Genomic DNA, 24,043 nt, shown 5'->3' with positions numbered 1-24,043 from the left:
TCTTTAAAGGCGATGATTAACTACAATGTTTTAACGGATACAGGTATCGGGATTCGCCCGGCACGCTGGTAATTCGGTACTTATGAGGCGGCACGTCAAAGTAGTTCTTGAACGTACGCGTCAGGGTTTGTTGCGATTCAAATCCGTAACGCTCCGCCAGATAAAGGATCGGCTCATTGCTTTCTTTCAGTTTCTGGGCAATTTCTGTCAGCTTGCGGCTGCGAATATATTGACCTAATGAATGGCCGGTCTCTTTTTTGAACATCCGTTGCAGGTGCCATTTGGAGTAACCTGAACGCTCGGACACTTTTTCAAGGGAGAGCGGCGATTCCAGGTTATCTTCGATCCAGTCCAAAATGCTATGAATGGTAATAGCGTCAGTATTGCGTCTGGACATCGTCATACCTCTTATTCTGATTACGGCAGTATTTTCTTAAGCAAAAGCTCAAGGGTTGCCACTTCATCTGCCGTTAAGTTTTTTGTGAGTTCCTGATGTAATTTTTGTCCTACTAATTGATGACATTGTTCGCACATCGCTGCGCCATCCTCGGTGAGTTTCACCAGTACGCCGCGTTTGTCATTCGGGTTAGGGCTTCGTTCTATCCATCCTTTGCAGACGAGACGATCCAGCATGCGGGTTAGCGCACCCAGATCGACAGAGAGCACCTTTTTCAGCTCAACCGGCGTGATACACATTTCGCAGCGAATGGAACACAGCACTTTGAACTGTGTTGCGGTGATATCCAGCGGTGACAGGTAGTCATTGAGCAGGCGATCTTTTTTCTGATTGACCATATGAATAAGACGACCCAGTGGAATAATGTCGTTAAAGAGATCACTGGTGCTTTTCACAATGGTTGCCCTGGCAAGTAGTTTAGTCACGGCAGATATTATTGCTCAGGCAAGTATAAGTCAACTGAATGAATTAACCGATGCCACGAATTGCTAAAACGTTTCATGTACGTTTTTTGAGGTCTTTCAAATCAAATAGATAACCGGGAGTAATTATTCACGGAGGAAAATAATCGTTACGCTGAGCAGATGGCTGAACGTCACACTTTCCCCCTATAATTGCTGTGTTAAATATGAATAAGGACAACAACGCACTATGTTGGATTTGATTAAAGCAATTGGTCTTGGGCTGGTGGTATTGCTGCCGTTGGCCAACCCGTTAACGACGGTTGCGCTCTTCCTCGGGCTCGCGGGGAACATGAACAGCGCCGAGCGTAATCATCAGTCGATGATGGCCTCCGTGTATGTATTCGCCATCATGATGGTGGCTTACTACGCCGGACAACTGGTGATGAACACCTTCGGGATTTCTATCCCTGGCCTGCGTATCGCCGGGGGGCTGATTGTGGCCTTTATCGGTTTCCGTATGCTGTTCCCGGCACAAAAAGCGCATGAGTCACCGGAAGCGACCAGTAAATCGGAAGAGCTGGAAACCGAACCGAGTGCGAATATCGCCTTTGTACCAATTGCCATGCCGAGCACGGCGGGGCCGGGTACCATCGCGATGATCATCAGTTCCGCATCCACGGTGCGTGACAGCGCAACCTTCCCGGACTGGGTACTGACGGTTGCGCCACCGCTGATTTTTGCGTTGATCGGCATCATCGTGTGGGTGTCTTTGCGCAGTTCTGGTGCGATTATGCGCTGGGTAGGCAAGGGCGGTATCGAGGCGATTTCCCGTCTGATGGGCTTCTTACTGGTCTGTATGGGCGTGCAGTTTATTATTAACGGCGTACTGGAGATTATTAAAACTTACCATTAATTTCATTGCCGGGTGGCGGCTTCGCCTCACCCGGCACAAACAAACGTTACCCGTGCTGCCTGTGTTCTTCAAGCGCCACCGGCCATTTACGGAAGATCAGCACTGACCAGATCAGCGCTACCAGCGCAGGGATGGCTCCCAGATAGCCAATCGCCGACATCGACACATGCAGGCTAATTTGATTTCCCACCAGCGCGCCCGCGCCAATGCCCAGATTAAAAATCCCTGAGAACAGTGACATGGCGACGTCCGTCGCATCGGGTGCCAGGGCCAGGACTTTCACCTGCATGCCCAGACCAATAATCATGATCGCCACTCCCCAGAATAGGCTGAGGATCGCCAGATGGTTTTCACTTCCCGCCGCGGGCATCAGTAACAGCAGGCAGGCCAGCAGCAGGCCAATGGCACTACTCACCAGAGTGGAGGCATGCTGGTTACCCAGCTTACCAAACAGAATGCTGCCAATAATGCCCGCTCCACCAAGGATCAACAGTAATACCGTGGCAAAGTTGGCGCTAAAGCCCGCCACAACCTGTACAAACGGCTCAATGTAGCTATACGCCGTGTAATGCGCCGTCACCACAATGACGGTAAGCAGGTAGATACTCAGTAACGCCGGGCGACGCATCAGCAGCGGCAGGCTTTTCAGCGAGCCAGAATGTTCGCTTGGCAGCGTCGGCAGCAGTTTGATCAGGCAAACCAGCGTGATCAGTGCCCCCATGCCGATGGCGAAGAAGGTGGTACGCCAGCCGAAGTATTGCCCTACGATGCGGCCAATAGGCAGACCCAATACCATCGCCAGCGCCGTACCGGTGGCAATCAGGCTCAGCGCCTGGGCTCGTTTACCGGCCGGTGCCAGCCGTATAGCCAGAGACGCAGTAATTGACCAGAACACAGCGTGGGCAAAGGCAATACCGACGCGGCTAATGACCAGCACGGTAAAGCTCCACGCCATAAACGACAAAACGTGACTGGCAATAAACAACGCAAACAGACCGATTAACAGCTTACGCCGCTCCATCTGGCTGGTCATGAGCATAAACGGCAGGGACATCAGCGCCACCACCCAGGCGTAGATGGTCAACATAATGCCCACCTGCGCCGTTTCCATCTGGAAACTTTCCGCGATATCAGACAACAGCCCAACCGGAACAAATTCTGTGGTGTTAAAAATAAATGCGGCAATAGCCAGCGTGACCACCCGTAGCCACGCAACTCTGCGGGAAACTGTGTTCGTTGTCATAGGGATGTCGGAGATTCGTTGCTGAAAAGAAGAGATGTCGATCTTAAAACGTTAAATGGTGAAAACTCAATCATTATGTGATGCAGATCTCAATATTTACCTTATGAAAGCGGTAGCCGGGAACGTCGTTTTCATTGAATATAAAAGAACAACATAATAAAAACAGGCGGTAAGACAATGCAGGAGATTGATTTTTATCTGGTTGATGCCTTCAGTGACAAAACCTTTGGCGGCAATCCGGCAGCGGTTTGCCCGTTGAAGACATGGTTACCCGATGAGACCTTGCTGAGAATGGCGCAAGAGCATAATCAGTCGGAGACGGCTTTTTTCGTCTGCAGTAAAGGGGGGATTGAGCTACGCTGGTTTACCACCCTTACGGAAGTGAATCTCTGCGGTCACGCCACGCTGGCGGCGGCGTATGTCCTGTTTACCGAACTGGATTATCCCGACTCGCGGATCCACTTTGATACCGCATCTGGCCGCCTGACGGTAAGCCGTGGAGGTGACTGGATGACACTGGATTTCCCGGCATGCCCAACTCATGAAGAGACGCCCCCGCCGGAGATGCTCTCGGCCCTGGGGATCAGCCACTACGCTGAAGCCCGTAAAGGCCGGGCCTGGCTCATCATGCTGGACGATCGCCAGCAGGTCGAAGCGCTCGCACCAGACATCTCCGCGATGACGCCAGGCGAACATAAAGTGACGGTAACGGCACGGGGAGACGGTGAATATGATTTTGTCAGCCGCTTCTTCTCGCCGGGGGTGTCCGTCCCGGAAGATCCGGTTACTGGCTCTGCACATACGATGCTCATTCCTTACTGGAGTGAAAAACTGCGTAAAACGACGATGCTTGCTCGTCAGGTTTCCGTACGCGGCGGGGATGTCCGCTGCGAGTTGAAAGACTCACGCGTGCTGATGAGCGGCCAGGCAGCACTTTATTTAAAAGGCACAGTTTTTCTGCGCTGAATACCCATAACAAGAGAGGAAGAGACAATGCAGGAAATTGAATTTTATCTGGTGGATGCCTTTAGTGACAAAACGTTTGGCGGCAATGCGGCAGCAGTGTGTCCTCTGGAAGAGTGGTTGCCGGACGAGACGCTGCTCAAAATGGCGCAGCAGCATAACCAGTCTGAGACAGCTTTTTTTGTACGAACCGACGACGGGTTTGAGCTGCGCTGGTTTACCACGCTTGATGAAATTAACCTGTGCGGCCATGCCACGCTGGCGGCATCACACGTTATTTTCGAATACCTTGATTACCCTCATACCGAAATCACCTTCACCACGCGCTTTGTCGGCGAACTGACGGTAAAACGCAGCGGCGACTGGCTGACCCTGAATTTCCCTGCGTGGTCAACGGAGGGGGTCGATAACCCACCTGCGGTGCTGTTTAGCGCGCTGGGCATCACAGAGGCGAAAGAGGTGCGCGTTGGTCGAGATTACATGGTGGTGCTGGAGAGCCAGCAGGCGGTGGAAGCACTAACGCCGGACATCGCGGCGATGCTCCCGCTGGATAAAATGGTTTGCGTGACGGCGCCGGGTGATGAGTACGATTTCGTCAGTCGCTTCTTCTGCCCGGGTGAAGGGGTGCCGGAAGATCCGGTCACAGGATCCGCCCACAGCATGCTGATCCCATACTGGAGGGAGAAGTTGGGTAAAACCTCACTGAATGCCCGCCAGGTGTCGTATCGCGGCGGGGATCTGCGCTGCGAACTGAAGGGTGACCGGGTGTTAATTGGCGGCCAGGCGACCTTGTATCTGAAAGGGCGTATCTATTTACGCTAAGAGTGGATCGCTATAAGTTAATACTATGAAGCACCATGGCAGGGCTGCGCTATGTTGAAGTTTAGTCTCACAAAAAAAGCAAGGAGCCTGCCATGTATTCCATTACCTCTGAGTCTGCCCGTCACCCGGATATCCTCAAACTGATTGCGGCGCTTGACCGCTATCAGAGCGAACTCTATCCCGCCGAAAGTAACCATCTGCTTGATCTGACTGCGCTACCAGAGTCATCGTTAATTTTGATGATCATTCGCGACCAGCAGCTCCAGGCTGTCGGGTGTGGAGCGGTCGTTCTCAACGGTGACGGAACGGGGGAGATGAAGCGGGTCTATATCGACCCGGCCCATCGGGGCCAACATCTTGGAGAGACGCTGCTGGCCGCACTGGAGGACGAAGCCCTCAGCCGACATTGCCACACGGTACGGCTGGAGACGGGCATCAAACAGCGCGCTGCGGTTCGGCTTTACGAACAGTGCGGGTACGAAATGCGCCCGGCGTTTGCGCCGTACGTTGACGATCCGCTCAGCCTGTTTATGGAGAAGGCACTGGTTGTGGACGTTCGTTTAGCTGCGCTATAAAGGCCTCCAGCTGGCGAGTCATTGCCCCGCGGCGCCACACCAGCCAGGTGGTCAGCCAGCGCCAGTTTTCCGCCAGCGGCCACGCCTCAACCTGATGATGCCCCGGCATGCTTTCAAGCATTGAACGGGGCATCAGCGCAATACCCGCACCCGCGATAACACAGGCGAGCATACCGTGATAGGACTCCATCTCGTGAATGCGCCCGGGCGTGGCTCTGTCCGCATGAAACCAGCTTTCCAGGTGTCGACGGTACGAGCAGTTCGCGCGAAAAGCGTAGACGTCGCTACCGCTCACCTGCGTGGCACGTTTGACCTCCGCATGTCCGGCGGGGGTGACCAGCATCATTTCTTCGCGGTAGACGGGCATTCCCTCCAGTTCCGGGTGCGAAAGTGGCCCGTCGACAAAGGCGGCGCTTAAGGTTCCCTCGAGTACGCCATCAATCATCGTCCCGGATGGCCCGGTAGAAAGGGCAAACTGGATACGCGGGTAGCGCTGGTTAAACTGCGCCAGCGTCTCAGGAATGCGTACCGCAGCGGTACTTTCCAGCGCCCCGAGGGCAAATAACCCCTGGGGTTCATCTCCCGCGACGACCATGCGCGCTTCATCCACCAGCGCCAGGATCTGCTTGCTGTAGCGCAGGAAGTTATGCCCGGCGGGGGATAAACGCAAACGCTGGTTCTCACGAATAAACAACTCAACGCCAAGGTCAGCTTCCAGCTGGCGGATGCGGGTCGTCAGGTTAGACGGCACGCGATGCACCTTCTGCGCCGCCTGGGTGATACTGCCTGTCTGTGCGACGGCGTTAAACATTTCAAGCTGGGTTAAATCCATAGCATTCTCGATTCGTGAATAAGGTGGTTAGTATTATTCATTTTTAAGAAATAGCAGAGTGGGCCACAATTAATCAACCGTTTTAACGTGGAGAACATCATGACTTATTCACCTGCAACATATGCCTTCTCTGTGAACCCGACGACGGGGGAAACGCTCGCAGCCTGGCCGTGGGCAACCCAGGAGGAGGTTGAACACGCGATTTCACTGTCTGACGCGGGTTTTCGTCAGTGGCGACGCGAAAGCGTTTCACACCGTGCGCAGAAACTACGCGATCTCGGCGCAGCGCTGCGCAACCGTGCGGAAGAGATGGCGCAGACGATCTCCCGGGAAATGGGAAAACCCATTCTGCAGGCGCGGGCGGAAGTGGCAAAATCCGCCGGTCTGTGCGACTGGTATGCTGAGCATGGCCCGGCGATGCTGCGCGCGGAGCCCACGCTGGTGGAAAACCAGAAGGCGGTGATTGAGTACCGACCAATGGGACCGGTTCTCGCGGTGATGCCGTGGAACTTCCCGCTCTGGCAGGTGCTGCGCGGTGCGGTACCGATCCTGCTCGCCGGAAACAGCTATCTGCTTAAGCATGCGCCAAACGTCCTCGGTTCAGCCGATCTTATTGCGCAGATTTTTGCAGACGCAGGGTTTCCTGAAGGCGTTTTTGGTTGGGTGAATGCCACTAATGATGGCGTGAGCCAGGTGATTAACGATCGTCGTATTGCGGCAATTACCGTAACCGGCAGCGTGCGCGCCGGTGCGGCGATTGGCGCGCAGGCCGGAGCGGCGCTGAAAAAATGCGTTCTTGAACTGGGGGGCTCTGACCCATTCATCGTTCTCAACGATGCTGACCTCGATCTTGCCGTGAAGGCGGCGGTGGCGGGTCGCTACCAGAACACTGGACAGGTGTGTGCGGCAGCAAAACGCTTCATTGTGGAAGAGGGTATTGCGGATACCTTTACCCAACGTTTTGTCGATGCGGTTTCTGCGCTGAAGATGGGTGCTCCGGATCGGGAAGAGAACTATATTGGCCCAATGGCGCGTTTTGACCTGCGCGATGAACTGCATCAGCAGGTGCAGGCCACGCTGGCTGAAGGGGCAACGTTGCTGCTGGGCGGGGAGAAAATCAGCGGTGAGGGCAATTATTATGCCCCGACCGTACTCGGCAATGTGACGCCTGAGATGACGGCCTTCCGCCAGGAGCTGTTTGGTCCGGTCGCGGCCATTACGGTTGCGAAAGACGCGGAGCACGCTCTGACGCTTGCCAATGACAGCGACTTTGGTCTGTCAGCAACCGTCTTTACCGCTGACGCAGCGCTTGCGGATAAATTCTCGCGCGAGCTGGAGTGCGGCGGCGTGTTTATCAACGGCTTTAGCGCCAGCGATGCGCGCGTGGCCTTCGGTGGCGTGAAGAAAAGCGGCTTTGGCCGCGAGCTTTCCCACTTTGGGCTGCACGAGTTCTGCAACGTGCAGACGGTGTGGAAGGATCGCGTGTAATTTATACGGCCCTCATCACGAGGGCCGTTGTCATTTCTTTGCAATGGTTCTGTCATTTTCATTTCGTAGACTCGCACGCGTCTAACGCATTGTTAATGAAGAAAATCATGAACCTAACGCAAATTTTCCGCCGTATTGCGCAGCGTGTTATCCCTCGTCACTTTGGCCTGCTGACGGGTATTTTTTGTATTATTGGCCTTTTCTCCGCGCTGCAGCTCTCCTCTTCATTTTTGCTTAACGCCTCACTGAACGAAGCCCAACGCAACGAGCAGCAAAATCTGCTGGCGTATCAGCAACAGAGTAAGCTGGATCTGGCCCGCGTTTCCCTGCTGGCAGCAAGCGATCTGCTTAACCGATCCGGCGTCTGGTTTATGCAGGATAAAGAGACCGGCTCCGACGGAAGCTGGCATAGCCTGATGGATGACGCGCAAAAGGCGCTGACGGTTTCTCAGCAGGCATGGAAGGCCTGGCTGGCGCTCAATCCGCCGAAAGATGAAGCCCTGACGAACAGCTATCAGCTGTTCTACGGCGCGATCAAAGAGCAGGCGGAAGGTCTGGTCAAAACCAACACTATCGACGCGTTTTTTGCCGTACCGGCTCAGGCTTTTCAGACAGACTTTAACGACAATTACGCGCGCTACCAGCAAGCCAGCGAGCAGCAGGCTGTGCAGGGCCGCCAGACGTTGATGGCGCAGCTTTCCGGTCTGCAAACGTTGTTCCTGTTTGCTCCGGTTTTGTTACTCGCCATCGCTATTGCCGTCTGGTTCGGCATGTCCCGATGGGTGATTACGCCGTTGCGTCGGTTGATTGCGCATATCAACCGACTGGCTGCCGGAGATCTCTCCGGCATCCCGCCGGGTGTCATACGTTTCAACCGGGAAATAGGGCAGCTCAGCGACAGTATTGCCACCATGCAACAGGGTTTGCAGCAGCTGGTGTCTGAGGTCAGCAATGCGACCACCTCTATGGTTGAGAACATTGGTGCCCTGGCGCAGGGCAACCAGAAGCTGTATCAGCAGTCGGCACGTCAGGCGAAAGAGCTTGAGGACGTAACGGCGCATATTGCGGCACTGGAAACGCATGTAGAAGGGAACACCGGTTACGCCAGACTCGCCAGCTCGCGGGCTGATGAAGCGCGCCAGGCGGTAGTTGGCGGAGATCGGATGATGTCTGCCGTTAATGCCTCTATGCAGGCGATCGTCGACCGATCCTCAGAGATGCGCGGGATCGTGGCAATGATCGACAGCGTGGCGTTTCAGACCAATATCCTGGCGCTGAATGCCGCCATCGAGGCTGCCCATGCCGGGAACCAGGGGCGGGGGTTCGCCGTTGTCGCCAGGGAAGTCGGACTGCTGGCCAGAAAGAGCAGTCATTCGACGCAGACTATCCAGGAGCTAATCAATCGCTCTTTGCAGGGCATTGAAGACGGTTCCCGCGCCGTTAACCTGATGGAGGAGAACTTGCAGCAGGTCACCGGTCTGGTGGGGAATTTAAGTAGTTTGCTGAATGAGATCTCAGCCGCCACGCTCAGTCAGGGAGAGAGTATTCATCGGATGACGAGCCAGCTGCAGGCGCTTAATCAGGTCTCCCGTCAGACGGATTTACTGGTCTCTGACGCCTCGGATTCCTCAGTGCGGCTGCAAAAGCAATCCGATCTTTTATTGCAGGCGGTTTCGCGTTTTCGTCTTAGCGCCTGACGCAATACATTAGCCTCTGTTATACTCGCAGCCCGTTTTAGCCTGAGGGCAAGGAGCAAAGTGTGGCTGCGGTCATCCATAATGAGATGTTGGACGAGATTCTGGCGCAGGTTCGTCCGTTAATTGGAAAGGGGAAAGTTGCCGACTACATTCCGGCCCTTGCCTCGGTCAGCGGGAATAAACTTGGCATCGCTATCTGCACCCTGGACGGACAGCGATACCAGGCAGGCGACGCAACTGAACGTTTTTCCATTCAGTCCATTTCCAAAGTGCTGAGTCTGGTTGCAGCTATGCGCCAGTATGAAGGTGACGAGATCTGGCAGCGCGTGGGTAAAGATCCTTCCGGCCAGCCTTTTAACTCACTGCTGCAGCTTGAAATCGAACAGGGTAAACCGCGAAATCCCTTTATCAATGCCGGGGCGCTGGTGGTCTGCGACATGTTGCAAAGCCGCCTTAGCGCGCCGCGTCAGAGAATGCTTGAGATTGTTCGCCAGCTTTCAGGCGTAGACGATATCGCCTACGATCCGGTGGTTGCGCGCTCGGAATTTGAACACTCCGCCCGCAATGCCGCCATCGCCTGGCTGATGAAATCCTTCGGCAATTTCCATAATGACGTGGCGACTGTACTGCAAAATTATTTCCATTACTGCGCCCTGAAAATGAGCTGTGTTGAGCTGGCTCAGACATTCCTGTTCCTGGCGCACCAGGGGCACGCTCCGCATCTTAACCAGCCGGTGGTTTCGCCTCTGCAGGCGCGTCAGATTAATGCGCTGATGGCAACCAGCGGGATGTATCAAAACGCTGGCGAGTTTGCCTGGCGCGTCGGCCTCCCGGCAAAATCGGGCGTTGGCGGCGGTGTGGTGGCAATTGTGCCTCATGAAATGGCGATTGCCGTCTGGAGCCCGGAGCTGGATGAAACGGGGAATTCACTTGCCGGTGTGGCGGTTCTGGAAAAACTGACCCAGCGTCTTGGGCGTTCCGTGTACTGATGCCTGACCTTGACCCTCTCTTTTCCCGCCTGGCGCGATCGACTTTTCGTTCGCGCTTTCGCTTAGGCGATAAGGAAAGACAGTACTGCTGGGACAAAGGTGCCGAAACCATCGATCGGCATGCCGCTGACTTTGTAGAAAAGCGCCTTGCTCCGGCCTTGCCGGTAAATGATGGCAAACAGACACCGATGCGTGGTCACCCGGTGTTTATTGCCCAACATGCTACGGCCACCTGTTGTCGGGGTTGTCTGGCAAAATGGCATAACATTCCGCAGGGTGTTCAGCTTACGGCGCAGCAACAGCATTATATCGTCAGCGTGATCCACCACTGGCTGGTGCTCCAGATGAACACCTAAATTTGACGAGTTATGATCCCGTTGTAATTGTGTTATAGATGCATCCTAAGTTAGTCCCGACTATGCTGACGACCGCAGTAATTGCCATAAGCAACATATGGAATGATATTTAATGCGTTCTGCTCTTACCGCTTTCAGGCTGTTCCAACCCGATACGCCGCTGCGAAATGCGTTGGCGATTTTTATTCTCACCACCTTATTCTATTTTGTGGGGGCGGAATTACGGCTGATTGAGGCTTTGTCGCTGTTTTGGCCGCTGAATGGCGTCATGGCGGGGATCTTTGCCCGTTATGTCTATCTGAATCGCCTGCATTATTACGCGGTGTCGTATGTTGCTATGCTGACGTACGACGCAGTGACGACCAACTGGGGAATGGCCTCAGTGGTGATTAATCTGTCTAATATGATCTTTATCGTTGTTGTCGCCGTGCTGGTTCAGCGCGACAGACGGTTAATGAATAAAACCCCAGACCCGCTCAACGCGTTACGTCTGTTTAACTACTGCCTGATTGCCGCGCTGCTTTGTGCGTTGCTCGGTGCGGTGGGGTCAGTGGGGATTGATAGTCACACCTTCTGGCCGCTGTTTGCCGACTGGTTTAGCGAACAATTCTCAACCGGCGTGCTTGTTGTGCCTTGTATGCTCACGTTACGTATGCCCCTGCGTGAATTCAGGTTACGTCTTGAACAGCTCTTGCCGGTGATTGCCTTGATCGTCTCGGTGGTTGCATCGGTGGTGATTGGCGGGGCGGGGAGTCTCTCATTTCCTCTTCCTGCGCTTATCTGGTGTGCGGTTCGCTACTCATTGCCTGCGACCTGTCTGCTGACGTTTATCACGGGCGCGACTGAAATCATTCTGGTCGCCAACTCGATTATTAATATTGCCGTGGCGACGCCGTTTACGACGCCGATGATGTTTTCAGCCCGTCTGGGGATCGCCACAATGGCAATCTGCCCGGTGATGGTATCCGTCAGCATGGCAGCGATTAATTCCCTGATTCGCCAGGTTTCTCTCAGGGCGGATTACGACTTTTTAACGCAGGTTTACTCGCGTTCCGGCCTTTATGAGGCGTTAAAGCGTGAAGAAACGCACCGCCATTCACGTTTTCTGACCGTCATGCTGCTGGATATTGATTACTTCAAAAGCATTAATGATAACTACGGCCATGAGTGCGGTGATCGTGTGCTCGCGTCGTTCGCCCAGCAGGTTCAGGAGGTCGTTGGTGAAGATGGGATGGTGGCGCGAATGGGCGGAGAAGAGTTCGCGGTGGTGGTAAATTCTGGCGACGCACAGAATGGTTTTGAACTGGCTGAGCGTATCCGGTCCACTGTTTCCAGTCACCCTTTTACATGGCGTCAGCAAGCGCTCCATCTGACGGTCAGTATTGGCCTGGGGAGTGGCAAGGCTGAGTCATGGCAGTTGACTGAGGTCTTCAACAAACTGATGGCCGAAGCGGACGATCATCTCTATCGTTCAAAAAAAGCGGGTCGAAATCGTACCAGCGCCCGGGTGTCGGACGAGCAAATTGCCGCGACCTCCGGGAGTGAAACATAGCTGCGTTAATCGTCATAAGGCATTGACGTGAATAGTAAGCGACTTAGCAGGATGTTAGAACACTGACAATGTCCCTGTTTAAGCTACGCTTTGAGTAACGCTTTACGTCAGGAGACATTATGAAAGCACCTGCAATCCCTGAAAATGAAACGGAACGTCTTAACTCACTGCGTGAGTCTGGTTTGCTCGAGATTGACGGTTCCCCATCGTTTGACCGCTTAACACGACTGGCAAAGCGATTCTTCCAGGTGCCGCTTGCGATGGTCAATCTTATTGATGAACATGCCCTGATCGTTAAATCAGCCGATGGGCAGGCACCCGGCAGTGTGCCACGTAACATCTCATTTTGTGGCCATACGATCCTTACCGAAGCGCCGCTGGTGGTGGGAGATATGCTACAGGACGATCGTTTTGCTGATAATCCGCTGGTGGCAGGCGAACCCGGTGTTCGTTTCTACGCGGGCTTCCCATTGCGCCTGCGCGATGGCGCAAGCGTAGGTTCGCTGTGCCTGATTGATTACGCTCCCCGGGAGTTTTCTGACGCCGACCTTGCTGTCCTGGGAGACCTTGGCGCACTGGCGGAAGATGAATTTGCTGCCATCAGCGCGGCGACCACGGATGAATTAACCGGGCTATTCAACCGTCGGGGTTTTAATCAACTCGTGCGTTTCACGCTTTCCGTTGCCCGGCGCCGGGCCGAGCCGCTGACGCTCGGCTGGCTGGATTTGGATCGCTTTAAGGAAATTAACGATCGCTTCGGGCATGAAGAGGGGGATAAGGCGCTGAAAGCCATGGCGCAACTGATGCGTGCTTCTTTCCGTGAAGCGGATCTGCTGGTTCGTTTTGGCGGGGACGAGTTCGCCGTGCTGTTTGCGGATACGGATGAGCAGGGCGCCTGGATTGCCATGCAGTATCTCGTCGAGCAGGTAGAAAACTATAACGCCCGCAAGTTACACCCCTGGTCGCTTCACTTCTCATGGGGGCTAAGTGAATTCGATCATAACGGCAACGACCTGCAGCAGTGGTTAAAAGATGCTGATGAAAAGATGTATGCCATGAAACAGCAGCGCCAGCGCGCCCGGTGACATAACAAAAGCCTATGTCCGATCCGTTTGCGTTAAGAAGATGTTAAATGCACAGTGAGCGTATTCAACGTAAGGAATAACAATGAATACCTCACTGCAAATCAAAAGCCTCACCCGCGAAGACATTCTCACCCATATTGATGCCCTGGCCGGGATCCTCGAAAACTGTGTCAACGGCGGCGCATCCGTCAGCTTTATGCTTCCCTTTAGTCTGGAGAAGGGCCGCTCTTTCTGGCGCGGTATTGCTGAAAGCGTAGGGCGCAATGAGCGCCTCGTGCTGGCCTGTGTCGACCCGCAGGACGGCATCATCGGAACGGTGCAGTTAATCACAGACCAGCCGGAAAACCAGCCGCATCGCGCCGATGTAGCGAAGCTGCTGGTTCATGAGAAAGCGCGTCGGAAAGGGGCCGCGATGGCGCTAATGGAAGCGCTTGAAGTTCAGGCCAGAGCCAGAGGCATTTCCGTGCTGGTGCTTGATACTTCCGCAGGCAGCGGCGCCGAGACGTTTTACCAGCGCGCTGGCTGGCAAAAGGTCGGCGAGATCCCACGCTATGCTCTTATGCCGGACGGTGCCATGACGGCCACGTCCGTGTTCTACAAGTTCCTGTAATTATTTTGCACAACTGCACCGGGATTGATCAAAACAGGGTTTCTGGTCGTCAGATTTTGATAAGTTATCGTACCAATCTTATCAGGCTGTATGACTAATTATAAAAGGAACCTAAAGTGGACACTCTCAACCGTCGTGATTTTCCCGGTGCGCAATATCCTGAACGTATCATTCAGTTTGGTGAAGGCAATTTCCTGCGTGCGTTCGTCGACTGGCAACTCGATTTGTTAAATGAACATACCGATCTTAACGCTGGTGTGGTTATCGTTCGTCCTATTCAAAGTGACTTCCCGCCGTCGCTTAGCACACAGGATGGCCTGTATACCACGATTATTCGTGGCCTGAATGCGCAGGGTGAGGCGGTGAGCGATGCCCGTCTTATCCGTTCCGTTAACCGGGAGATCAGCGTCTATAGCCAGTATGATGAGTTCCTGAAACTGGCTCACAACCCGGATATGCGCTTTGTTTTCTCGAATACCACCGAAGCCGGGATAAGTTATCACGCCGGTGACAGATTTGAAGATGCCCCCGCAGTGAGTTACCCGGCGAAGCTGACGCGACTGCTGTTTGAGCGTTTCAGTCACTTCAACGGCGCGCCAGACAAAGGCTGGATAATCATTCCCTGTGAATTGATTGACTACAACGGAGATGCACTTCGTGAACTGGTGTTGCGCTATGCGCAAGAGTGGGCGCTGCCTGCCGCTTTTATCCGCTGGCTGAACGAGGCCAACAGCTTCTGTTCGACGCTGGTCGACCGTATTGTGACCGGTTATCCGCGTGACGAAGTGGCCACGCTGGAAGCTGAGCTGGGTTATCACGATGGGTTCCTGGATACGGCTGAACATTTCTATTTATTTGTCATTCAGGGACCGGCATCCCTTGCCCGTGAGCTTTGCCTGGATAAATACCCGCTAAATGTGCTGATTGTTGATGACATCAAGCCATACAAAGAGCGAAAAGTCGCGATTCTGAACGGTGCACACACGGCGCTGGTGCCGGTGGCATTTCAGGCAGGGCTGGATACGGTAGGTGAGGCGATGAATGATAGCGACGTTTGCGCCTTCGTCGAGAAAGCGATTTATCAGGAAATTATTCCTGTTCTGGATCTACCGCGTGATGAACTGGAATCTTTCGCCAGCGCGGTAACAGGTCGGTTCCGTAATCCTTACATCAGGCATCAGTTGCTCTCTATTGCGCTCAACGGCATGACCAAATATCGCACTCGTATACTGCCGCAGCTGCTGGCAGGGCAGAAAGCGACAGGTAAATTACCTGCACGCCTGACATTTGCCTTAGCGGCACTGATGGCGTTCTATCGTGCAGAGCGTAACGGGGAACGCTATCCGGTGCAGGATGATGCACACTGGCTCGAACGTTATCAACAGCTGTGGGCGCAGCATCACGATAAGCAGATCAGTACCCGTGAGCTGGTGCAGGCGGTATTGAGCGTAAGTGAGCACTGGGAGCAGGATCTCACTCAGGTTCGTGGCCTCGTAGACCAGGTGACACTGGATCTTGATGCCATTTTGTTGAAAGGAATGCGCTCAGCGGTAAAACCGCTTTGCTAAGGACGTTACCCGGCTTCGGCCGGGTTTAATAATAACGCCATTTAGTTACAACATACTATTATGCCTGTTTTAAAATTCAGATGCAGCACCGTGCGGTTAAAGCTAAACAGGTGTGAAAATTCAATGTTCCATTAACATGCTTGCAACCGTGTGGGGGATCACGTTTAATAACCACGCTCTTTTCTTTTCTGAAACTCACTATGATTGTTCGTCCTAAGCAGCACTGGCTGCAAATGATTTTTGTCTGGCATGGCTCAGTACTGCCTAAAATCTATACCCGACTATTACTTAACTTCCTGTTATCTATCGCCGTGATCGTGATGCTACCGTGGTATACCTCTCTCGGCATCAAATTTACGGTTGCGCCATTTAGCATTCTCGGCGTGGCGATCGCTATCTTTTTAGGTTTCAGAAACAACGCCTGTTATTCGCGCTACGTTGAAGCTCGCCTGCTTTGGGGGCAACTGATGATAGCGGCCCGCTCTCTGTTTCGCGAGGTAAAAAACACCCTACCAGACGATAAGTATCTGGGTGAATTTGTCCGCCTGCAGATTGCCTTCGCCAACTGTTTACGCATGACCCTGCGCCGGGAAATGAACGCCGGTCAGTTGTCTCGCTATCTTGCCGCAGATGATTTAAAAAAAGTGATGGAAGCCAACTCGCCGGCGAACCGTATTTTGCTGATCATGGGAGAGTGGTTGGCTGTTCGACGTCGTAACGGACAACTATCAGACATTCTTTTCCACAGTCTGAATAACCGTCTGAACGACATGTCCATCGTTCTGTCTGGGTGTGAGCGTATTGCGACGACTCCAGTGCCGTTTGCGTATACGTTAATTCTGCACCGTACGGTGTATCTGTTTTGCATCATGCTGCCGTTCGCGCTGGTTGTGGACCTGCATTACATGACGCCGTTTGTCTCTGCGCTGATTTCTTACACTTTCATCTCGCTGGATGCACTGGCGGAAGAACTGGAAGACCCGTTTGGTACAGAAAATAATGACCTGCCATTGGACGCCATCTGCAACATGATGGAACGCGATCTGCTGCAGATGAACGATGAAGAGACTATTCCTGACAGGCTGATGCCGGATAAACATTACCAGCTGACCTGACGGGCGTTCCACTCGTCGCGGGTGATCTCCCACAGCTCAGAATCCAGTATTCCGCTGACGTACGCTTTCTTTTCTGTCCTGATAAGCCGCATGCCGCTACTGTCCGAAATACGTCGGGAGCGGCTATTTGCAGCGGCTTTTGGCGCACGCAATACCGACTTGTTCAGTGTATTAAACCAATAATCCGTTGCTGCAATACTGGCCTCACGCATAAATCCCTGACCCTGAAACTCCGGAGCCAGCCAAAAACCACGGTTATTATCTTCGACATCGTAAAGGCAGATAATGCCCATCAGTTCATCGGGAACGTCGCGACGGCGGATGCTCCAGAACCAGGCAATTCCTTTTGCCATATCCGGCAGCGCCACATTATTGACATAGTTTTCCGCGCCGTTATCCGGGTAGGGCCAGGGTACAGAAGAGACCATATAGCGGACGATCTCCCAGCGCGGATAAAGCTTCTGTATCTGGACGGCATCTTCGGCAACCAACGGTTTTAGCAATAGGCGTTCTGTCGTGAGAGTCGGTATCGTCATCCGCGGATCTCCATATTTAAGCGTTATGCTTTTGTTTGGGTTCTGATATTTTCACTTCTATCACATTCTATTTGGTTGCGTTATAAGTAATTTACTACCAAAATTTTGCTTTGCATTCCGAACGGTTACAGTCAGATAGGTTGAGTTCAATTTATCCACACGCAAAAGGAGTATTGTATGGTTTTGCCTGGAATGAACCCTGAGAGAAATCTCCCCGGCTATGATTTTGCACGCATTGCAGGGCTTGGGGCTGCAGATTTTGATTTCAACGCGCTAGGTTCCGCTATGGACTGTAATCGCGAATTTGCTAAGGCCGGGATCATTTATTCTGACGGTGCTCAACGCTACCTGGTTCGATCTGGGCAACGTCATGCTAATGGGCAAAGTGGCATTGTAACCCATGTTATTGTAACTAAAGCAACATCCCAGCCATCCGCTTCTATCGTAGGTAAATCCTTGACTGATGCAGTGACATCCACATCCATGGGAACTGAGCTAGCATCAACGGTACTTTCATGTGGTGCGATGATCATTACTGGAGGCGTGATGCTTGCGGGCACTGCAGCAACACCTATTACCGCAGGAGGCAGTGGCGTCTTAGTGGCTATTGGCTACGCTGGTACCATCGCCACTGGGTTGCAATGTGTTAATGGCCTTTATCGTATCTATGATTTGGTTGAAAACGGTGGCGGAAATGTTGCCTGGCTCGATACGCAAGAATGGTACGTAGCAACCTCTACATCACTGGATTTAATTTCGTTAGCAAGTGCCGGAGGTGCATTAAAAGAAGCGATTACCACCTGGCGTGCAATGAAATCCATATCTTCTTTGAAAGCCACTGAGTGGTTGAAAAACTATCCTCGTCAGGATCGCGCTCGTTTGACCGAATTGATAATTCGCGCACAAAACCCGGGTATAAGTAACAAAGAGATTAAAGCTCTTATTCGCGCAGGTCTTTATCCGAAACGCTTTCCTACCGGACCGGTTCATAGACTGGCCCCCTGAATCTCCAGACAACCAATATCACTTAAATAAGTGATAATCTTAATACTAGTTTTTAGACTAGTCATTGGAGAGCAGATGATTGATGTCTTAGGACCGGAGAAACGCAGACGGCGTACTACACAGGAAAAGATCGCTATTGTTCAGCAGAGTTTTGAACCGGGAATGACGGTCTCCCTTGTTGCCCGGCAACACGGTGTGGCAGCCAGCCAGTTATTTCTCTGGCGCAAGCAATACCAGGAGGGAAGTCTTACTGCTGTGGCCGCAGGAGAGCAGGTCGTTCCTGCCTCTGAACTTGCTGCTGCCATGAAGCAGATTAAAGAACTCCAGCGCCTGCTCGGCAAAAAAACGATGGAAAATGAACTCCTTAAAGAAGCCGTTGAATACGGGCGTGCAAAAAAGTGGATAGCGCACGCGCCCTTATTGCCCGGGGATGGGGAGTAAGCTTAGTCAGCCGTTGTCTCCGGGTGTCGCGTGCGCAGTTGCACGTAATTCTCAGACGAACCGATGACTGGAAAGATGGTCGCCGCAGCCGTCACTCAGATGATACGGATGTGCTTCTCCGTATACACCATGTTATCGGAGAGCTGCCCACGTATGGTTATCGTCGGGTATGGGCGCTGCTTCGCAGACAGGCCGAACTTGATGGTATGCCTGCGATCAATGCCAAACGTGTTTACCGGATCATGCGCCAGAATGCGCTGTTGCTTGAGCGAAAAACCGCTGTACCGCCATCGAAACGGGCACATACTGGCAAAGTGGCCGTGAAAGAAAGCAATCAACGATGGTGCTCTGACGGGTTCGAGTTCCGCTGTGATAACGGAGAAAAACTGCGAGTCACGTTCGCGCTGGACTGCTGTGACCGTGAGGCACTGCACTGGGCAGTCACTACGGGCGGCTTCGACAGTGAAACAGTACAGGACGTAATGCTGGGAGCGGTGGAACGCCGCTTCGGCAACGAGCTTCCGGCGTCTCCAGTAGAGTGGCTGACGGATAATGGTTCATGCTACCGGGCTAATGAAACACGGCAGTTTGCCCGGATGTTGGGGCTTGAACCGAAGAACACGGCGGTGCGGAGTCCGGAGAGTAACGGCATAGCAGAGAGCTTCGTGAAAACGATAAAGCGTGACTACATCAGTATCATGCCTAAACCAGACGGGTTAACGGCAGCAAAGAACCTTGCAGAGGCGTTCGAGCATTATAACGAATGGCATCCGCATAGTGCACTGGGTTATCGCTCGCCACGGGAATATCTGCGGCAGCAGGCCAGTAATGGGTTAAGTGATAACAGGTGTCTGGAAATATAGGGGCAAATCCAGTTCAGATAGAACTCACTCGACAACTTGGACAAGTGGTCACAAGTGCCGCGGCTCTGGCTGGGAGTGCAGTGAGTGGAGTTGTTGCAGCGCCCAGTAACATACCACGGACCGGTAAATACATTATCGGTACCATCCAGTCGCTGGCGGTATTCTGATGAGGTTTCTGAGTTTTTTAACCGGACGGGTTTTCCTGGATCTTCTGCAGCATGGCAGAGAGATAGAGGAAGCTATTGCTCGTCGTGATCCTCGTTTGTTGAACTATTCCACTCCCGAGATGGAACAGTATTTTTCTCGTCCCCTTAGCGAGTTGCCGCGTCAAAATCCTTACCCGGTAGCCACGTTGTTCCCTCTGTTTTTAGTGGTGTTTGCGTTTAACCTTTTGCCTTTTCTCCATACTATGCAGGGGTTATCTCCATTAAATCATGCACTGAGCTTTTTCGTACCATCATTAATAATGACAGGCGCGCTCATTGTTATAAGCGTGCTTCTGGCACGAGGGGCAACGTCGGGATTGCTGGGGTTTATGACGCTGTTCATAGTTATGCTGGTACTAACCCTCGTTCAGACGCTATATCTTCTGCTTTCCCATGACGGAAGTATTTGGCCACTAGTCATCGCATTCTCCGCACTGTTACTTTGTCGGGTAGTGATGAATAGCAGTGGTTTTGTGCTGTTTACGCTGTATTGTCGTACTCAGCGTCTTGCCAGGCTGGCACGTGAAATGCGGCTAAAAATCCGTTAAAGAGATGTTGTGACGTTACCGAAAACTAAGTCGGGTTTTGATAATGGCGAACTCTTTGTAATACGAGGGAATACATGGCTGTCACGGTAAGAGCTTTACGCGCAGATGATTATTCTCAATGGCGTCCCCTGTGGGATGGCTATACCCATTTTTATGACTGCTTCCTCGAGGAGTCTGTGACCGCATCGACATGGGAAAGGGCGCTATCAGGTCGTTCACAGATGTTCTGCCGCGTAGTAGAGAAGAACGAAAAGGTCATCGGTTTCGCGATGTGCATTCTGCACGAAGGAACCTGGTCGACAGCGCCCATTTGTTACCTGGAAGATCTGTTTGTCGATGCCACCGAGCGCGGGGCGGGAGCCGGAAAGGCGCTCATTGATGCTCTGATAGAGGAAGGCAAACGGGAAGGGTGGTCAAAACTATACTGGGTCACCCGGGAGAACAATCCGGCGCGTAAACTCTATGATAAATATGGTGAAGCTGACGATTACGTCCGCTATCGCCTCTCCCTGTAAATCTGTAACGCCTGTGTTTGTATCACACTGTATCAGCGCCCGGGATACATACACAGGCTTGCAATAAACCCGCTTTCGCACATATCCGCTATACATTGAGGTGTTGTTATATCCCCGTGAAATGTACTCAACCGGAGATACCAACATGTTCAGCAAACTCGCGTACTCAACCCTCGCACTGACCGTTTCTCTTGGCACGGTGATGTCCTGTCAGGCCGAAGCCACCGGCACAAACTTCGCGTCAGCTTTTGATCATCCACTGCAAATTAACGCCGGCGATCTGAATGTCGGTTATGTCGATATCGGCCCCAAAAATGGTCAACCGGTCATTTTATTACACGGCTGGCCTTACGATATTCACAGCTACGCCGAGGTAGCGCCTGCGCTGGCGGCCAAAGGCTACCGGGTGATTGTGCCTTCTCTGCGCGGCTACGGCACCACGCGCTTCCTGTCTGCAAAAACGCCACGCAACGGCCAGCCTTCGGCGATGGCGAAAGACATTGTTAACCTGATGGACGCTTTGAATATCAAACAGGCGGTGTTCGCGGGATACGACTGGGGTGCCCGTACGGCGGATATCGTTGCGGCGCTTTGGCCAGAGCGCGTTAAATCACTGGTGTCGGTGAGTGGATATCTCATCAGCAGCCAGCAGATTGGCAAACAACCGTTGCCGCCAAAAGCCGAACAGCAGTGGTGGTATCAGTTCTATTTCGCCACCGAGCGTGGTGCTGAAGGCTATGCCAAAAACACGCATGATTTCGCGCGCTTAATCTGGTCGCAGGCATCGCCTGACTGGAAATTTAGCGATGCAGCCTTTAACGCCAGCGCCAAATCCCTTGATAACCCGGATCACGTCGCAGTGACGCTCAGCAACTATCGCTGGCGTTTAGGGCTGGAAAAAGGGGAGCGTAAATACGACAGCTACGAGCAAAAACTGGCGACTTTGCCGAATATTACCGTCCCGACCATTACCATTGAAGGCGGAAATAACGGTGCGCCCCACCCGGCACCGCAGGCCTATGCAGGTAAATTTACCGGTAAATATGAGCACCGCACCTTCGGCGCAACCGTGGGGCACAACCCTCCTCAGGAAGATCCACAGGATTTCGTCAAGGCGGTTATCGACGCGGATAAGCTGTGATATGTGCTATTTTCAATACGTTACCCCTCAGTCAGGAGAGTTCGGTGGAGCATATTGATCATATCCTTGTCGTCGATGACGACAAGGATATTCGTGAACTGATTGTCGACTATCTCATTAAGTCCGGTTATCGCGCGACCGGTGCGGCAAACGGTAAAGAGATGCGTGCCGTGTTGGATAAACAGCATATCGACCTGGTAGTGCTGGATGTCATGATGCCCGGTGATGATGGACTCACCCTGTGCCGACAGCTTCGCAGCGGCAAACACAAAGATTTGCCCATCCTGATGCTGACGGCGCGCAGCGAAGAGACGGACAGGATCCTGGGACTGGAAATGGGGGCGGATGATTACGTTGTGAAGCCGTTTGTCGCCCGTGAGCTACTGGCACGTATCAAAGCAATTTTGCGGCGGTTTCGCACAATGCCGCCCAATTTACAGGTGACCGAGGCAGGACGACTGGTGATGTTTGGTGAATGGCAACTGGATACCGTCGCCCGCCACTTAATTGACCCGGAAGGGGTGATCGTGGCGCTCAGCGGGGCGGAGTATCGCCTGCTGCGCGTATTCCTCGACCATCCTCAACGTGTTCTCTCCCGTGATCAGTTACTCAACCTGACGCAAGGGCGCGACGCCGAACTGTTTGAACGTTCTATCGATTTGCTCGTAAGCCGGGTTCGCCAGCGTCTGAATGAAGATGCACGCACGCCTGCCTATATTAAAACCGTGCGCAGTGAAGGCTATGTTTTTACCATGCCCGTGACAATCAAAGAGGTTAATGAATGACGCTTTGGCCACGCTCACTGCTTGCCCGACTGCTGATCATTGTGCTTGCGGGTCTCTTGCTGGCCAACGCCCTGAGTATGACGCTGGTCATGGTTGAACGAATGCACAGTGCCCGCACGGTGATGCTCGGTAATCTGGAATACGATGTTGCAACCAGCGTGGCCATTTTAGACCGGTTACCCGCCAGTGAACGCGCGGCCTGGCTTCCGCGACTTGAACGGGGTAACTATCGTTATATCCTCGGTGCAGGTGAGCCTGGCGCCGCGCCGACGGATAAGCGTTCTCAGGATGCCATCCGAACGTTAAAAGAGACCCTCGCGGCTGACTATCCGCTCAGTTTTACCGCGGTTCCAGGTTCTGTTTCCCATATTCAGGCACATCTCACATTGCACGATGGCTCGCCGCTGACCATTGACCTGATCCCCCGAATGCCGCCGGTCGCAAGCTGGCTACCTGTTGTTCTCATCCTGCAACTTTTGCTCCTTGCTGCCTGCTCCTGGATCGCGGTACGACAGGTGATACGGCCTTTTTCACAATTTACCCATGCAGTAGATACGCTGGATCCTTCGGCAAATGCCCCCATGAAAGAGAAGGGACCGGTTGAAGTACAACGAGCAGCGCATGCCTTCAATGCAATGCAGACTCGCATCCAGTCCTATATCAAAGACCGCGCGCAGATCCTCGCCTCCATTTCTCACGATCTCCAGACCCCAATAACACGCATGAAACTGCGTGTCGAAATGGCTGAACAACCTGAGCTTCGCGACAAGCTATTAAATGACCTTGATAACATGTCGCGTCTGGTGCGGGAGGGGATTGCATATGCCCGGTCATCAGAATCACTGGAAGAGACGTCGCTGAAACTGGAGTTGAACGCGTGGGTAAATAGCATAGCGTGCGATTATCAGGACATCGGTAAAAACGTGCAGTTTCAGGCAAGCGAGGCTCGTTTACCCGTTGTTACGCGCCCGCAGGCGCTTCGTCGGGTGATGACTAATTTGCTGGATAACGCTCTGAAATTCGGCGAGCGTGCCGTCATCGCTATAGATGATTCGTCTACCGAAGAGGTGGTCATTCACATCATGGACGGTGGGCCGGGAATACCCGAGGCCGAGCTCGCGGCCGTGTTGCAGCCTTTTTATCGGGTTGAAACATCGCGCAACCGTGACACCGGCGGAACCGGGCTTGGTCTGGCTATTGCCGCGCAGCTCACCGCCCAACTCGAAGGAAAGCTGAAGCTGGTAAACCGCGCAGAGGGAGGGCTCGACGTCTCCATTGCACTGCCTCGACGCTAATTGTACGGCTTTGTATCTCTCAGGGAGACAGATACAGAG

Annotated in this window: 25 protein-coding genes; 20 read left to right on the top strand and 5 right to left on the bottom strand. The window is 53.2% G+C overall.

Annotation, left to right across the window (positions count from 1 at the left end; translation table 11 throughout):
• Positions 1 to 16: 16 nt before the first annotated feature.
• Positions 17 to 397: an MDR efflux pump AcrAB transcriptional activator MarA gene (gene marA / locus AC0XWG_RS18920; protein ID WP_008502237.1), complete on the bottom strand. Its 381-nt coding sequence runs from the start codon at positions 395 to 397 to the stop codon at positions 17 to 19.
• A 20-nt stretch (positions 398 to 417) separates the two neighbouring features.
• Complete coding sequence (gene marR, locus AC0XWG_RS18915; protein WP_028017429.1) at positions 418 to 852, bottom strand: multiple antibiotic resistance transcriptional regulator MarR; 435 nt, start codon at positions 850 to 852, stop codon at positions 418 to 420.
• A gap of 256 nt (positions 853 to 1,108) precedes the next feature.
• On the opposite strand from marR, the gene AC0XWG_RS18910 reads away from it, so the two are divergent.
• On the top strand, positions 1,109 to 1,774 hold the full coding sequence (locus AC0XWG_RS18910) for a MarC family NAAT transporter (RefSeq protein ID WP_049007238.1): 666 nt from the start codon (positions 1,109 to 1,111) through the stop codon (positions 1,772 to 1,774).
• A gap of 46 nt (positions 1,775 to 1,820) precedes the next feature.
• Here the strand turns inward: AC0XWG_RS18910 and AC0XWG_RS18905 are convergent, their stop codons facing one another.
• A complete protein-coding gene (locus AC0XWG_RS18905) occupies positions 1,821 to 3,017 on the bottom strand; it encodes a sugar transporter (RefSeq protein WP_128347735.1) in 1,197 nt (398 codons plus the stop codon).
• 177 nt (positions 3,018 to 3,194) lie between these two features.
• Between AC0XWG_RS18905 and AC0XWG_RS18900 the strand changes: the two genes are divergently transcribed.
• From AC0XWG_RS18900 to AC0XWG_RS18890, 3 genes are all read left to right on the top strand, one after another.
• Complete coding sequence (locus tag AC0XWG_RS18900) at positions 3,195 to 3,983, top strand: PhzF family phenazine biosynthesis protein (protein ID WP_475680920.1); 789 nt, start codon at positions 3,195 to 3,197, stop codon at positions 3,981 to 3,983.
• Between the two features lie 27 nt (positions 3,984 to 4,010).
• Positions 4,011 to 4,802, top strand: coding sequence for a PhzF family phenazine biosynthesis protein (locus AC0XWG_RS18895; protein ID WP_475680919.1), 792 nt, complete (start codon positions 4,011 to 4,013; stop codon positions 4,800 to 4,802).
• 92 nt (positions 4,803 to 4,894) lie between these two features.
• Positions 4,895 to 5,377: a GNAT family N-acetyltransferase gene (locus tag AC0XWG_RS18890; RefSeq protein ID WP_128347732.1), complete on the top strand. Its 483-nt coding sequence runs from the start codon at positions 4,895 to 4,897 to the stop codon at positions 5,375 to 5,377.
• Here the strand turns inward: AC0XWG_RS18890 and ptrR are convergent.
• The gene (ptrR, locus tag AC0XWG_RS18885) at positions 5,331 to 6,209 is read right to left on the bottom strand and encodes a putrescine utilization regulator PtrR (protein ID WP_128347731.1); all 879 of its coding nucleotides are present in this window, start codon (positions 6,207 to 6,209) and stop codon (positions 5,331 to 5,333) included. The genes AC0XWG_RS18890 and ptrR overlap by 47 nt on opposite strands.
• Before the next feature lie 99 nt (positions 6,210 to 6,308).
• On the opposite strand from ptrR, the gene sad reads away from it, so the two are divergent.
• The 9 genes from sad (at position 6,309) to AC0XWG_RS18840 (ending at position 16,669) form a co-directional block, all read left to right on the top strand.
• Positions 6,309 to 7,697, top strand: a complete 1,389-nt coding sequence (gene sad, locus AC0XWG_RS18880; protein WP_475680918.1) for a succinate-semialdehyde dehydrogenase — start codon at positions 6,309 to 6,311, stop codon at positions 7,695 to 7,697.
• Between the two features lie 107 nt (positions 7,698 to 7,804).
• Positions 7,805 to 9,394, top strand: coding sequence for a methyl-accepting chemotaxis protein (locus AC0XWG_RS18875; protein WP_028017412.1), 1,590 nt, complete (start codon positions 7,805 to 7,807; stop codon positions 9,392 to 9,394).
• Between the two features lie 62 nt (positions 9,395 to 9,456).
• A complete protein-coding gene (gene glsB, locus AC0XWG_RS18870; protein ID WP_028017411.1) occupies positions 9,457 to 10,383 on the top strand; it encodes a glutaminase B in 927 nt (308 codons plus the stop codon).
• On the top strand, positions 10,383 to 10,739 hold the full coding sequence (locus AC0XWG_RS18865; RefSeq protein WP_049005509.1) for a DUF4186 domain-containing protein: 357 nt from the start codon (positions 10,383 to 10,385) through the stop codon (positions 10,737 to 10,739). The genes glsB and AC0XWG_RS18865 overlap by 1 nt, the downstream gene beginning before the upstream one ends.
• A 112-nt stretch (positions 10,740 to 10,851) precedes the next feature.
• Positions 10,852 to 12,291, top strand: coding sequence for a sensor domain-containing diguanylate cyclase (locus tag AC0XWG_RS18860; protein ID WP_128347729.1), 1,440 nt, complete (start codon positions 10,852 to 10,854; stop codon positions 12,289 to 12,291).
• A 119-nt stretch (positions 12,292 to 12,410) separates the two neighbouring features.
• Positions 12,411 to 13,376, top strand: coding sequence for a sensor domain-containing diguanylate cyclase (locus tag AC0XWG_RS18855; RefSeq protein WP_028017408.1), 966 nt, complete (start codon positions 12,411 to 12,413; stop codon positions 13,374 to 13,376).
• A gap of 82 nt (positions 13,377 to 13,458) precedes the next feature.
• Positions 13,459 to 13,986, top strand: coding sequence for a GNAT family N-acetyltransferase (locus AC0XWG_RS18850; protein WP_128347727.1), 528 nt, complete (start codon positions 13,459 to 13,461; stop codon positions 13,984 to 13,986).
• Positions 13,987 to 14,102: 116 nt separating this feature from the next.
• Complete coding sequence (locus AC0XWG_RS18845) at positions 14,103 to 15,554, top strand: tagaturonate reductase (protein ID WP_028017406.1); 1,452 nt, start codon at positions 14,103 to 14,105, stop codon at positions 15,552 to 15,554.
• Positions 15,555 to 15,754: 200 nt separating this feature from the next.
• Positions 15,755 to 16,669 (top strand): bestrophin family protein, encoded by a 915-nt coding sequence (locus AC0XWG_RS18840; RefSeq protein ID WP_238934275.1) that lies wholly within the window; start codon positions 15,755 to 15,757, stop codon positions 16,667 to 16,669.
• On the opposite strand, the gene AC0XWG_RS18835 is transcribed toward AC0XWG_RS18840, so the two are convergent.
• A complete protein-coding gene (locus AC0XWG_RS18835) occupies positions 16,654 to 17,205 on the bottom strand; it encodes a GNAT family N-acetyltransferase (RefSeq protein ID WP_134708422.1) in 552 nt (183 codons plus the stop codon). The genes AC0XWG_RS18840 and AC0XWG_RS18835 overlap by 16 nt on opposite strands.
• A 177-nt stretch (positions 17,206 to 17,382) precedes the next feature.
• Between AC0XWG_RS18835 and AC0XWG_RS18830 the strand changes: the two genes are divergently transcribed.
• The 7 genes from AC0XWG_RS18830 to AC0XWG_RS18800 all read left to right on the top strand — a co-directional run bounded on the left by AC0XWG_RS18830 (position 17,383) and on the right by AC0XWG_RS18800 (position 24,004).
• Entirely contained in the window at positions 17,383 to 18,210 is an 828-nt protein-coding gene (locus tag AC0XWG_RS18830; RefSeq protein ID WP_475680917.1) for a hypothetical protein, read from the top strand.
• A gap of 75 nt (positions 18,211 to 18,285) precedes the next feature.
• Positions 18,286 to 19,514, top strand: a protein-coding gene (locus tag AC0XWG_RS18825; RefSeq protein WP_089541817.1) for an IS3 family transposase whose coding sequence is annotated in 2 segments (ribosomal slippage) — positions 18,286 to 18,601 and positions 18,601 to 19,514 — 1,230 coding nt in all. Because the reading frame shifts where the segments join, the coding sequence is not laid out codon by codon here.
• A gap of 166 nt (positions 19,515 to 19,680) precedes the next feature.
• Positions 19,681 to 20,268 carry a hypothetical protein gene (locus tag AC0XWG_RS18820; RefSeq protein WP_128347725.1) on the top strand — a complete coding sequence of 196 codons (588 nt, stop codon included), beginning with the start codon at positions 19,681 to 19,683 and terminating at the stop codon, positions 20,266 to 20,268.
• 74 nt (positions 20,269 to 20,342) lie between these two features.
• Positions 20,343 to 20,783, top strand: a complete 441-nt coding sequence (locus AC0XWG_RS18815; RefSeq protein ID WP_128347724.1) for a GNAT family N-acetyltransferase — start codon at positions 20,343 to 20,345, stop codon at positions 20,781 to 20,783.
• Between the two features lie 145 nt (positions 20,784 to 20,928).
• Positions 20,929 to 21,924: an alpha/beta fold hydrolase gene (locus AC0XWG_RS18810; RefSeq protein WP_028017400.1), complete on the top strand. Its 996-nt coding sequence runs from the start codon at positions 20,929 to 20,931 to the stop codon at positions 21,922 to 21,924.
• A gap of 44 nt (positions 21,925 to 21,968) precedes the next feature.
• A complete protein-coding gene (locus AC0XWG_RS18805) occupies positions 21,969 to 22,709 on the top strand; it encodes a response regulator (RefSeq protein WP_475680916.1) in 741 nt (246 codons plus the stop codon).
• Positions 22,706 to 24,004 (top strand): ATP-binding protein, encoded by a 1,299-nt coding sequence (locus AC0XWG_RS18800; RefSeq protein ID WP_475680915.1) that lies wholly within the window; start codon positions 22,706 to 22,708, stop codon positions 24,002 to 24,004. The genes AC0XWG_RS18805 and AC0XWG_RS18800 overlap by 4 nt, the downstream gene beginning before the upstream one ends.
• Positions 24,005 to 24,043 lie beyond the last annotated feature (39 nt).

It is taken from the genome of Enterobacter sp. DVT3837, assembly GCF_056238685.1.
Note: the sequence above shows the minus strand (reverse complement) of the source record. Positions and strands in the feature narration are given on the sequence as shown.

Excerpts from the sequence above, each read along its gene's own strand:
- AC0XWG_RS18840 (WP_238934275.1), top strand. The coding sequence starts at position 15,755 with ATGATTGTTCGTCCTAAGCAGCACTGGCTGCAAATGATTTTTGTCTGG.
- AC0XWG_RS18905 (WP_128347735.1), bottom strand. The coding sequence starts at position 3,017 with ATGACAACGAACACAGTTTCCCGCAGAGTTGCGTGGCTACGGGTGGTC.
- AC0XWG_RS18875 (WP_028017412.1), top strand. The coding sequence starts at position 7,805 with ATGAACCTAACGCAAATTTTCCGCCGTATTGCGCAGCGTGTTATCCCT.
- AC0XWG_RS18815 (WP_128347724.1), top strand. The coding sequence starts at position 20,343 with ATGGCTGTCACGGTAAGAGCTTTACGCGCAGATGATTATTCTCAATGG.
- sad (WP_475680918.1), top strand. The coding sequence starts at position 6,309 with ATGACTTATTCACCTGCAACATATGCCTTCTCTGTGAACCCGACGACG.
- AC0XWG_RS18895 (WP_475680919.1), top strand. The coding sequence starts at position 4,011 with ATGCAGGAAATTGAATTTTATCTGGTGGATGCCTTTAGTGACAAAACG.
- AC0XWG_RS18890 (WP_128347732.1), top strand. The coding sequence starts at position 4,895 with ATGTATTCCATTACCTCTGAGTCTGCCCGTCACCCGGATATCCTCAAA.
- AC0XWG_RS18850 (WP_128347727.1), top strand. The coding sequence starts at position 13,459 with ATGAATACCTCACTGCAAATCAAAAGCCTCACCCGCGAAGACATTCTC.
- AC0XWG_RS18835 (WP_134708422.1), bottom strand. The coding sequence starts at position 17,205 with ATGACGATACCGACTCTCACGACAGAACGCCTATTGCTAAAACCGTTG.
- AC0XWG_RS18830 (WP_475680917.1), top strand. The coding sequence starts at position 17,383 with ATGGTTTTGCCTGGAATGAACCCTGAGAGAAATCTCCCCGGCTATGAT.
- AC0XWG_RS18860 (WP_128347729.1), top strand. The coding sequence starts at position 10,852 with ATGCGTTCTGCTCTTACCGCTTTCAGGCTGTTCCAACCCGATACGCCG.
- marA (WP_008502237.1), bottom strand. The coding sequence starts at position 397 with ATGTCCAGACGCAATACTGACGCTATTACCATTCATAGCATTTTGGAC.
- ptrR (WP_128347731.1), bottom strand. The coding sequence starts at position 6,209 with ATGGATTTAACCCAGCTTGAAATGTTTAACGCCGTCGCACAGACAGGC.
- AC0XWG_RS18910 (WP_049007238.1), top strand. The coding sequence starts at position 1,109 with ATGTTGGATTTGATTAAAGCAATTGGTCTTGGGCTGGTGGTATTGCTG.
- AC0XWG_RS18820 (WP_128347725.1), top strand. The coding sequence starts at position 19,681 with ATGAGGTTTCTGAGTTTTTTAACCGGACGGGTTTTCCTGGATCTTCTG.
- AC0XWG_RS18800 (WP_475680915.1), top strand. The coding sequence starts at position 22,706 with ATGACGCTTTGGCCACGCTCACTGCTTGCCCGACTGCTGATCATTGTG.
- AC0XWG_RS18900 (WP_475680920.1), top strand. The coding sequence starts at position 3,195 with ATGCAGGAGATTGATTTTTATCTGGTTGATGCCTTCAGTGACAAAACC.
- AC0XWG_RS18810 (WP_028017400.1), top strand. The coding sequence starts at position 20,929 with ATGTTCAGCAAACTCGCGTACTCAACCCTCGCACTGACCGTTTCTCTT.
- AC0XWG_RS18855 (WP_028017408.1), top strand. The coding sequence starts at position 12,411 with ATGAAAGCACCTGCAATCCCTGAAAATGAAACGGAACGTCTTAACTCA.
- AC0XWG_RS18865 (WP_049005509.1), top strand. The coding sequence starts at position 10,383 with ATGCCTGACCTTGACCCTCTCTTTTCCCGCCTGGCGCGATCGACTTTT.